Below are 10,068 nucleotides of genomic sequence, written 5' to 3' on the forward strand. Positions count from 1 at the left end.
CACAGGGCTGGCTGAACGTAAACTAAGGAGTTTACTTAGGCCAAACGAATCGCACACCGAATTTGATATCACGGCATCACCCCACCTAGATTTCTCACAGATATCAAAAAAGAAAATATAAAATACATAGTAATCATACTTTGTTTTGTACTTTATGGTAGAAGTCCTCGCAGCCTTGTCTGCATCAGCTGCAGCAGGTATTAGAATAGCACTACCCCTACTGCTAATAGGTTTATTACAAAATGACCTATGGGCAAAAGTTCCTCTGCTCTCTAAAATATCCCCCCAAATAGTGGTAGGAATTTTAGTCAGTTGGTCTTTATTTGAAATCTTTGCCTCAAAAGACTTCTTAGGCCAACGCATTCTCAATTTAGTTCAACTCATATTCAGTCCAATAGTAGGAACAATTATGAGTATGGCGATCGCTGAAGCTACTAATATAGAAGGTTGGTTAATTATAGTTATTGGAATTGTAGGGGGTTTACTAGCCTTGGTTCTGCAACTGGTTCAGGTTGGATGGTTTTTTCGGTGGCGAGGTTTGCCTGTTTGGATGCTTTTATCTCAAGATATTCTCTGCATTTGCCTAGTAATTTTTGCCTTCGATGCACCACAACAGGGAGGATTAATTGCTTTACTATTGTTATGGCTAGCTATCCGTAGTTATCAAGATTGGTATCGATGGTATGGCGCTACGCGCAAGTAAAAAGTAAAAAGTTATCCCTGAGTGAGTTTGAGCATTTATAAATGTCTGCACCCTTTGCTTCGACTACTATATCTAGGAAAGACAAAACAAGTTGGTAGTATTCATCCACAAATTTATAGTGGTAATTCCAATTAAGATTGATTAGATCCAGGGGGCATAGCCAGATGCCAAACGCCCCTATAATTAGAGTAAACCAGCCAAGTGTAAAGGGCCTTGACCAGTAATTAACTCCAACAACAAAGCAATAAAGCCAAGCATTGCCAAACGTCCATTCCAGACTTCTGCTGTAGTAGTTAACCCCCACTGCCATCTTTCTTGGGGATACATTTTGATAATTTTTTTCATTTGGATGGCATCAGAAAAATCACGACTAGGAGCATCTAGAGCTTCCACAACTAAATCTGCTAAATCATTGATAAATACTGGGTGGGTATTCAGAGCAGGTACTCGATAAAAATTACTAATTCCAGCTTCTTCTGCAACCTCACGATATTCAATATCAATTTCTTGCAAAGTTTCAATATGCTCAGAAACAAAACTAATAGGAACTACCAATAAATCTTTTACCCCACTATCTGCTAATTCTTGAATAGCATCTTCGGTGTAAGGTTTCAACCATTCCACTGGGCCAACTCTACTTTGATAGGCAAGAGTATAAGAATTTGGTCGGTTCAGAGATTTTATAATTCTATTTACACAGTCTTCAATTTCTGCCTGATAAGGGTCTCCTGCTTCTTCAACATAGCTGACAGGTACACCATGAGCACTGAAAAATATATGTACTTCCTCTGAGTTTGGACAATGGTCTAATTCTTGAGCAATTAATTCTGCCATTGCCTGTATATATCCTGGTCGTTGATACCAAGAAGGAACAACGGTGTATTCAGTTTTCTGTAGTTCTGGGTCTTTGTACCAAAGTTTATCAAGTAATCTAAAACTTGAACCACTCGTGCTGATAGAATATTGAGGATAAAGTGGCAGAATTACTAACTTTTCTACTTGGTCGCGCTTAATTCTAGTGAGAGCTTCTTCTGTAAAAGGATGCCAGTAACGCATTCCTATATAAGTTTGAGCCAAATATCCTTTTTCTTCTAACTTTTGTTGCATAGCCAGAGCTTGCTGTTCTGTAATCGATCTTAATGGAGAGCCACCGCCAATTTCCTTATAATTTTCCTGAGACTTTTGATAACGCATAGTTGAAATGAACCATGCCAAAGGTTTCTGTAACCAAGGAAAGGGCAAACGAATAATTTCTGGGTCAGAAAATAAATTGAAGAGAAATGGGCGCACATCTTCTAGTTGTTCAGGCCCACCTAAATTAAGTAATAATACTCCAACACGACTCATAGTGTTAATAAGGCTCCCATTCTAATATTTGTTACTAAATTTAACATATTTATATTTTTTTAATTATATTTGCTGACAAATGTAGAGTCAACCGCCAGCCGGAATCTATATTAGTTTGAGTGGTTAAGGATAAATTAAATTTATATACTTATACGGTTTTAACTTTTGACCTTTAATTTTTGACTTTTGACTTTAAAAATGGCAACAATTTTAAGAGACTGGAGCTATCAATATCAATGGTTGTATGACGGAATTTCCCGTTTAGCAGCTCTGACTGTTGGAGGAGAAACTAAGTTTCGCCAACTAGCTTTACAAGGGTTGACTATTAACCAAAATACTGAGGTGCTTGACCTTTGTTGTGGTAGTGGTCAAGCAACTAATTTTCTAGTTCAACACTCCCAAAATGTTACAGGATTAGATGCTTCTCCACTATCAATAAATAGAGCTAAAAAAAATGTACCATTGGCTAAATATGTTGAGGCATTTGCTGAGGATATGCCATTCTCAAATAATCAATTTGATTTAGTACATACAAGTGCGGCTTTACATGAGATGAACTCTGAACAATTACGGCAAATTATTCAAGAAGTTTACCGCGTTCTGAAGCCTGGTGGAATTTTTACTTTTGTTGATTTTAATCGTCCGACTAATCCTCTATTTTTACCAGGATTAGCAATATTTTTCTGGTTATTTGAAACAGAAACTTGCTGGAATTTTATTAATACAAATATATTAGATTTATTACAAGAAGTAGGGTTTAATTTAGTTGATAATGACTCACATAAATCACTTTTATATGCTGGTGGTAGTCTTCAGGTAGTGCAGGTGAAAAAATGATTCTGCGGTGTGGGTTGAAAACCTAACCCCCCAACCCCCTTCCCTACAAGGGAAGGGGGGGGAAAGTTATGGTCTTTTTGATACAAATAAAATTTAATTACACAAAATTTAAGCTAAAACCTTTGTTTAGGAATAAACCAGTATGAATTTCTCTTTTTCAGGTATTTATCTACTGCACAGACGTAATAAATTTTAATAAATTTTTCTCTTTTTCTTGCCCCCATCCCCTTGCAGGGGATGGGTTGGGGGAGAGGTCTCTCTATATCGTTTCATTTTTAGTCGAAGTAGGTTAAGCTTTCCTGAAAAACGGTGCGTTACGCTGCGCTGGTGATAAGTATTGCCACCACTACAACAAGAGACATAACCCCCCAACCCCCTTCTCTACAAGGGAAGGGGGAGCTAGAAGGTGAGAGCGAGTGTAATAATGGAAGAGCGAGTATTAATGAATATTTGGCTAATGAAAAAAGCCGAGGAAAAGAAATTTACGATCAAACCTGTTTTTTCTTACTCCTGCCTCCTCTAAATTCCTCCTGACTCCTGACTCGTGACTCCTACCCCCCACCCATAAGACCTTTTGAGCAATCTCAATATCAATTCAATTAACTTAAAGATGACTAATCAAGTTTTAATCATAGGTGGATATGGCAGAATTGGTAGTAGTGTTGCTAGAGACTTAGCAACTTATACCAATTCAGAAATTACTATTACCGGACGTAAACCAGAAGTAAATATTAAAGAAATTCCTGTTTCTAGAATTAGCTCTGGAGTTAAATATTTAGCTCTAGATTTAGCAGACAAAGAAAGAGTCAAAAATATTATTTATTCCTACAGTAAATCTTCTAAAAATTTAGTTATTCACTGTGCAGGTCCGTTTCATCATCGCGATGCTAATGTTCTGAAAAATTGTATCGAAGCAGGTATTAATTATGTTGATGTTAGTGACTATAGAGGATTTACTCGTAAAGCTTTAGAATATTATGAGGCGGCTAAAAAATCTGGAGTTACTGCAATTATTAATACAGGCATTTTCCCAGGAATTTCTAATAGTTTGGCTCGTCAATCTGTAGAACAATTTGATGAACCAGAAGAAATACATTTAAGTTATGTAGTAGGTGGTTCTGGTGGAGCGGGAGTCACAGTTATGCGGACGACTTTTTTAGGTTTACAAAATCCTTTTGATGTCTGGATAGATGGTAAATGGCAATCTGTTAAACCTTATAGCGATCGCCAAGTTATTGATTTTCCCAAACCCTACGGAAAAAATGGAGTTTACTGGTTTGATATGCCAGAGTCTTTGACTTTACCTACTTCTTTTCCTGTGAAAACTGTAACTACAAAGTTTGGTTCTTTTCCCGATTTTTATAATCATCTGACTTGGATGACTGCTCATTTATTTCCTGTGAGTTGGTTAAAGAATTCAGGGGTAATAGAATTTTTGTCTCAAGTTAGTTATAAAATGACTCAAATTACAGATCAATATAGTGGTATTGGTGTGGCAATTCAAGCAAAAGTTATTGGTAAAAAGTCAGGGAAAAAAGCTGATTTTTGCTCGTCAATTATCCATAAAGATACTGCAACTGTTACAGGTATTGGTGCTGCTGGTATTGCCGAATTAATATTGTCTGGAAAATTGAATCAACCGGGTGTTTGGTCTGTGGAAAATAGTTTATCTACGGAATTATTTGAACAGATAATGCAGAGTCGTGGTTTTGTGAAAAATTATGGCGATCAGTCTGTGGTTTATCAGATACAAAATTTAAAGTGATTTTGCTATAATTAATTTTTATAACTCTATTATTCTAAATAGGTATATAATTCAAAATTATATTTAAAAAGAGCAAGACTTTCTCTTGATTTGTTGTTTTAAATGTTTAAATAGATTCTACTAGTTTGAAATATTAAAAAGTGTTTCTACTGACACTCTCGTACCAGAAAAAACTGGGGAGTCTGCCATAATTTCAGGAGATGTACTAATTATTGAATAGTTTTCAAACATAATTTTTCCATCTTGACAGTGTATATCTGTATTTTACCTCTAGGAAACTCTTTGGGAAATCTGTTTAATAAAAATACTAATGGCTAATTAATCTTTCTTTACTGAATTAGCCCTTAGCAGTGAATAAAGTTATCATTCAGCATTCACCTATTCGCTGTTGGACAAAATGAGTTGTAAAACAGTATCAAAAGACTAAATTTAAATTCTCAAGTATGGCTAAAACTACATCTAAACACATTTGCTATCCACCGCAAATGTGTTTTCAGCTTTCACAAACAAATCCTAAATACTTAAAGAATCAAATACTACCAAAAATATTATTTTGACTCAGCAGTAGTATTACCTTCTTTTTCGGAGTGATATAACTCCGTTCCGCTTACGCGAACGCCTCTTTTTTCTATCCAGTTGAATAGTCGCTTCGAGATTTTTAGTTTGCCGTTAATAATTTCGTCCGATAAGATAATTGTGCTCGCCAATATAGATAGACAAATTATATTCATAACTACCTAAATTATATTTAGACTAGACTGTACAGTTTGATTATCTTTAGTATAGCAAAAAGCTAGATACTGTCAAGCAATCTGAAGGAGAAAAGTTAATGGCCAAAATCAAGAGACAGAAGAAATTACAGGGGGGTGGTATAGACAAAGCGGAACAAATATTAAGAGGAGCAATACCAGAATTTCTAAAGAATGGTTATACCTGTACCAGTATGGATAAAGTAGCCAAAACAGCAGGAGTATCCAAACAGACACTATACAGTCATTTCAAAGATAAAGAAGGATTATTTACAGCCTTAGTGAAGCGAATGGCTACTAAAAAATATAACTTTGTCTGGTCGCAACCCCTAGAGGGAGAACCCGAAGAGGTCTTGCGGAACTTAGCTGATAGAATACTCACAGAAAACATCAATGACTCGGAATATTTAGAATTTGTCAGATTAATCATTGCTGAGTCAGGAAATTACCCAGATTTATCCAAATTATTTTTAACTCAAATAGCTAAACCAGCAGTACAAATTCTGACAAAATATTTGCAAGAACATCAAGAATTAAACCTTGATGATCCAGAAGCAACAGCCAGAATTTTTGTCGGTTCTTTAGTATATTTTATCCTGAATCAAAAACTGCTGCATGGTATAGAAATAATGCCCATGAAAGCTGATCGTTATATTGATAACTTAGTGACATTAATTAACAGGAAAGACAAAATAAATACTAACTAACTTCAAAAATGAACAACTCATTTTGTTTTGAGGAGAAAAGATATAAATAGATAATACCAATTTGATAAATGTTTGCTACAAATAGCTAGGGAACTTTTTAGGAGTCAGGAGTCAGGAGTCGTATGGGAATAGCTTATATATCATTTTTTAACTGGGAAATCATATTTTTTGTCAAAGGTAAATCTCCTGTAAAATCTTTTTATTGCCCTTACTATTCGTAACATTCTTTTTTCAAATTGATATAAGCATTTCCTGCAGAATACTGCGCAAACAGCCAGCCTCCTGCAGACGAACTGCCTCTTGCCTCCTTTCCCGCGGAATGCTGCGCAAACGGAGGAGCTGCGCTTTTTCCTGACGGACTTCTGCCTCTTACAGAGGAGCTATTCTACTGAATGCTCCGCATTCATGTCGGCTCTTAGCCGAAACGCTTTTCATATCGCGCCGTTTTTCATGTCGGCAACAGCCGAAGTGCGTTTGCGCTAGCATTCCGATAGGAAAGTTGTGCGCTAGCAAAACGCGCGTTGTGTGGAACGCTAAACCCAAATATGTTGGCAACAGCCGAAAAGGGAAACCTTAATAGCCATTAATTAAGAAGAAGAGTTCAAGAATTGAGAATTAAGAATTAAGAATGCGCGAATTACCTCTCCTTGAAAAGAAGAGGATTGACGAACAGGAAAATTTTTATTTATTATCCCCTTAAAAGGGGAGGCTTTATACCAATTACCAAAAGTAATGCTATACTTGTGTAACACTTCAGTTATTAAGTAATTAGCACAAGCAAAATAATTTTTCCCGTAATTATTAGCCAGTTAATGTTAATTATTATTATGTTTACTTCTCCCTACACCTGTCACACTTCCCACACTTCCCCACCCAATTAAATATAGCAAGATTTTTGAGAAATGGTATTAAACCACAATATTTCGGTAAAAGCAATGGAGAAATTGAGAGATAATTAGGGTTTGCTGAAAAAGAATGAAAGTGTTTACTGATGTTGCTTTGGGCATTTTTAAGTCTGGAAAAAGTGCGCTCGCTTTGAGTTGAAAAGCCTCAAAAAGTTAGTATTAACAGCAAGATTTGGACAGATAAATTGAGGGATAATTCTTCCGACTGCCTTCTCGTTCATTCCTTACTCCTCCTGTCTCCTGTCTCCTGTCTCCTGACTCTTACCCTCACCCATAAGACTTTTGAGCGCAAACCCTAATTAAAATTTACTACAAAAGTAAGCTCTTTTAACCTTAGAATGAATTATTCATTATTTGCTGAAGTGCTGAATACTAAGAGCTAAATGCTTAAATAAATGGTAAAAGGAATAACTTAACAAGAAAATCCAAAAAGCTTTTAAGCCATCATCTGATACTTTCGGCGCTAACTCCTGATTCACAATTTACAGTAACAAAAAAAATCATCTATATATAGTTAAGTAAAATCTGCCAAATTAGGCTACTCTATAGCTTAAAATAGAAACTATCCTATTAAATTATTCCTGATCCAATTAAGTACCAGGACATAAATAAATACCAATGTGTTAAGAAGGATTAACAAAACAATTTAGTTTTGTCCGACTACTTAAAGAAAAATTAACACTTAAGGACAAACAAAAATATGACCACACCAATTGTTGCCTTACAACAACCAAAAGATATATCTCTAGGAGAAATAGAAGAAGAACTAAGTAAAATCTGGTTGAGTCAAAATCAAGGTAAAGCAACTTCCATTGCAACAAGAGCTGCCACCTTTAGCATGGTAGTTTACGAACCAGAAGAATTTCAACAGTTGCTGGGGTCTCTAGGATTCTATGATGGTCCAATTGATGGTATTCATGGGCCACAAACCAGGAATGGAGTTAAAGAAGCACAAAAAGCTTATCAACTGCCAATTACAGGTAGAGTAGACCCCGAAACCCTAGCTAAATTACGCTCAGAATTTGCACAACAACCAGCAGAGCGTCAAAAAGTAACAAATATAAATCTCAGGGGTTTTAGTATGGCAGATGCGATCGCCGCTCAAAACCCTAGTCGTGTTATCACACTATGTCCCACTATTGGGGAAGAAGATACAGGAGTTACAGCTCAAGTATCTGCTTATTGTCCAATTCAGAAGCAAAGTAGCTCCAATTTAGTTTGCAGTGAATATGTCACCTTGCGAGGCACAAAATTAGCAATGCAAAGGGTAGATGAAACAGTAAAATCATTAATGATTCCCGATCTACCCAAATTTGTCTGGTGGAAAGCTACCCCTAACACAGAGCAGGAATTATTTCGTAGTTTGTGTGAGGCGAGCAACTGCATAATTATGGACTCCTGTTACTTTTCCGATCCCGAATCAGAATTTTTAAAGATGCAGGAATTGATTGAAAATGAAACTTATATTGCTGACCTCAACTGGCATCGTCTTTCAGCTTGGCAAGAATTAATTGCTGCAACTTTTGACCCTCCAAAACGACGGGCAGCTTTATTGGAAGTTGACATTATTACGCTTGACTATGAAAAAGGAAATGCTGCTCAGGCGCTAATGTTTTTAGGTTGGTTTGCCAGTCGTCTTAATTGGGAACCAGTTTCTTATACAGAGGTGGGTGGTGATTATGATATTGCCCATATCAAATTTACTGGGAGTAATAATAAAGAAATTTTGGCTGAGTTAGCAGCTATTCCTACTGCTGACTTTGGTGAAATTCCAGGAGATTTAGTTGGTTTACGTTTAGGTTCGAGTAATCCAGATGCTGATATTGATTGTTGCACAATTTTGTGTTCTGAAACTACTGGTTGTATGCGTTTAGAGTCTGGCGGTAAGGCGCAGTCTTGTTTGACGGAACAGGTAACGGCATTAACTGATCAGAAGGCAGAAGCTTTGATGGCACAACAGTTACAACGTTGGGGTCGGGATGTTTTGTATGAGGAGAGTTTAGCTTTGACAGCACAAATGCTGCAGTTAAGAAGTTAGGGAGTTGAGGAAGCAGGAGAGAGTAGTGCTGTGATACAGTGAAATCTACTCTCAAATTTAATTTTCCTCTATTTCTTAGATCAAATCCGGTAGTATCACTATTATAAAATGACACAGCAAACGGATTTGTGTGAGCAGATGTCGATATTGTGGAATATCTAATACAAATCCGATTTATTATTAGTAAAGATTATCATAAATTTTTGTTAGAGGTTGTCGCACTACCAAATAATATTATGTGCCCCCTTCGGGGGAGCTACGAATTGCGGTTAAATAGTTATTATAATTACAGTTCGTAGTAGGGCTTCAGCCCTATCTACAGTTCGGGCTGAAGCCCTACTACAAACCATATACTCTATTATAATTGATTATCCGAACATGATATAATCTAGTCTTTTATCCCTAAAATGTATGAAATTTAACAACTGAGAAAGCGATCGTTACTTCGACTGATATATATGTGCGGATATTATACAGTAGGACAAAATGGGGAAAAAGTAGTTGGTGCTGATTATTGTGGGGGGATTAAATTTCTTCAAACTAGAAAGTTAGAAAATTGACTTCAGTGCTTCATCAAATTAATAGGTGTCGAGTACCTATAGATTTCCTGGCCTTTCAAAAAGCGATCGAGAGGCCATATAGTATAAGTTAGGAGTCATATCATATCCGGTTGAACAGTGATAATTAAAGCTCGTAGTAGGGCTTTAGCCCTAAGATAGGTATTTATCGGGCTAAAGCCCTACTACAAACAAAAACTTTTTTATCACTAATTATCCGGACATGATATTACACCAATGCTACTAGATTTGATATTACCGAATAATTAAGGTTTAAAGCCTCTCCTTTAAAGGAGAAACAAGCGGTCGTTAGCGGAGCTTCCCGAAGGGTGAGATGGCGAGGTTTCACGCTCTTGCAGAGCCGCTACGCTTTTCATGTCGGCTCAAGCGCCGAAACGCCATATCCAATCGACCAAGAGAAAAGTGCTAGGATATTTCCTTATCTTCAATCCTCTCGGTT

7 protein-coding genes are annotated in these 10,068 nt (G+C 36.6%); 5 read left to right on the forward strand and 2 right to left on the reverse strand.

Annotation, left to right across the window (positions count from 1 at the left end; translation table 11 throughout):
* Positions 1-154 precede the first annotated feature (154 nt).
* On the forward strand, positions 155-703 hold the full coding sequence (locus ACP6PL_RS14445) for a DUF4126 domain-containing protein (RefSeq protein WP_426545960.1): 549 nt from the start codon (positions 155-157) through the stop codon (positions 701-703).
* 183 nt (positions 704-886) lie between these two features.
* Here ACP6PL_RS14445 and hemH read toward each other — a convergent pair whose 3' ends face one another.
* The gene (gene hemH / locus ACP6PL_RS14450) at positions 887-2,050 is read right to left on the reverse strand and encodes a ferrochelatase (RefSeq protein WP_426545961.1); all 1,164 of its coding nucleotides are present in this window, start codon (positions 2,048-2,050) and stop codon (positions 887-889) included.
* Positions 2,051-2,248: 198 nt separating this feature from the next.
* On the opposite strand from hemH, the gene ACP6PL_RS14455 reads away from it, so the two are divergent.
* Both ACP6PL_RS14455 and ACP6PL_RS14460 read left to right on the forward strand, forming a co-directional pair.
* Complete coding sequence (locus ACP6PL_RS14455; protein WP_426545962.1) at positions 2,249-2,887, forward strand: class I SAM-dependent methyltransferase; 639 nt, start codon at positions 2,249-2,251, stop codon at positions 2,885-2,887.
* Between the two features lie 610 nt (positions 2,888-3,497).
* On the forward strand, positions 3,498-4,652 hold the full coding sequence (locus ACP6PL_RS14460) for a saccharopine dehydrogenase family protein (RefSeq protein WP_426545963.1): 1,155 nt from the start codon (positions 3,498-3,500) through the stop codon (positions 4,650-4,652).
* A gap of 120 nt (positions 4,653-4,772) precedes the next feature.
* Here ACP6PL_RS14460 and ACP6PL_RS31195 read toward each other — a convergent pair whose 3' ends face one another.
* Positions 4,773-4,883, reverse strand: a complete 111-nt coding sequence (locus ACP6PL_RS31195) for a DUF433 domain-containing protein (protein ID WP_473965213.1) — start codon at positions 4,881-4,883, stop codon at positions 4,773-4,775.
* A gap of 598 nt (positions 4,884-5,481) precedes the next feature.
* Here ACP6PL_RS31195 and ACP6PL_RS14465 point away from each other — a divergent pair.
* Both ACP6PL_RS14465 and opcA read left to right on the forward strand, forming a co-directional pair.
* Complete coding sequence (locus ACP6PL_RS14465; protein WP_426545964.1) at positions 5,482-6,108, forward strand: TetR/AcrR family transcriptional regulator; 627 nt, start codon at positions 5,482-5,484, stop codon at positions 6,106-6,108.
* Between the two features lie 1,605 nt (positions 6,109-7,713).
* Complete coding sequence (gene opcA, locus ACP6PL_RS14470; RefSeq protein WP_426545965.1) at positions 7,714-9,051, forward strand: glucose-6-phosphate dehydrogenase assembly protein OpcA; 1,338 nt, start codon at positions 7,714-7,716, stop codon at positions 9,049-9,051.
* The last annotated feature ends 1,017 nt before the right edge of the window (positions 9,052-10,068 follow it).

Source organism: Dapis purpurea BLCC-M126 (assembly GCF_050015975.1).
In the GTDB taxonomy this organism is placed as follows: Bacteria; Cyanobacteriota; Cyanobacteriia; order Cyanobacteriales; family Microcoleaceae; genus Trichodesmium.

What these genes read in the sequence shown, in the direction of transcription:
- ACP6PL_RS14445 (WP_426545960.1), top strand. Translation starts at nt 155, where the DNA reads ATGGTAGAAGTCCTCGCAGCCTTGTCTGCATCAGCTGCAGCAGGTATT.
- hemH (WP_426545961.1), bottom strand. Translation starts at nt 2,050, where the DNA reads ATGAGTCGTGTTGGAGTATTATTACTTAATTTAGGTGGGCCTGAACAA.
- ACP6PL_RS14455 (WP_426545962.1), top strand. Translation starts at nt 2,249, where the DNA reads ATGGCAACAATTTTAAGAGACTGGAGCTATCAATATCAATGGTTGTAT.
- ACP6PL_RS14460 (WP_426545963.1), top strand. Translation starts at nt 3,498, where the DNA reads ATGACTAATCAAGTTTTAATCATAGGTGGATATGGCAGAATTGGTAGT.
- ACP6PL_RS31195 (WP_473965213.1), bottom strand. Translation starts at nt 4,883, where the DNA reads ATGTTTGAAAACTATTCAATAATTAGTACATCTCCTGAAATTATGGCA.
- ACP6PL_RS14465 (WP_426545964.1), top strand. Translation starts at nt 5,482, where the DNA reads ATGGCCAAAATCAAGAGACAGAAGAAATTACAGGGGGGTGGTATAGAC.
- opcA (WP_426545965.1), top strand. Translation starts at nt 7,714, where the DNA reads ATGACCACACCAATTGTTGCCTTACAACAACCAAAAGATATATCTCTA.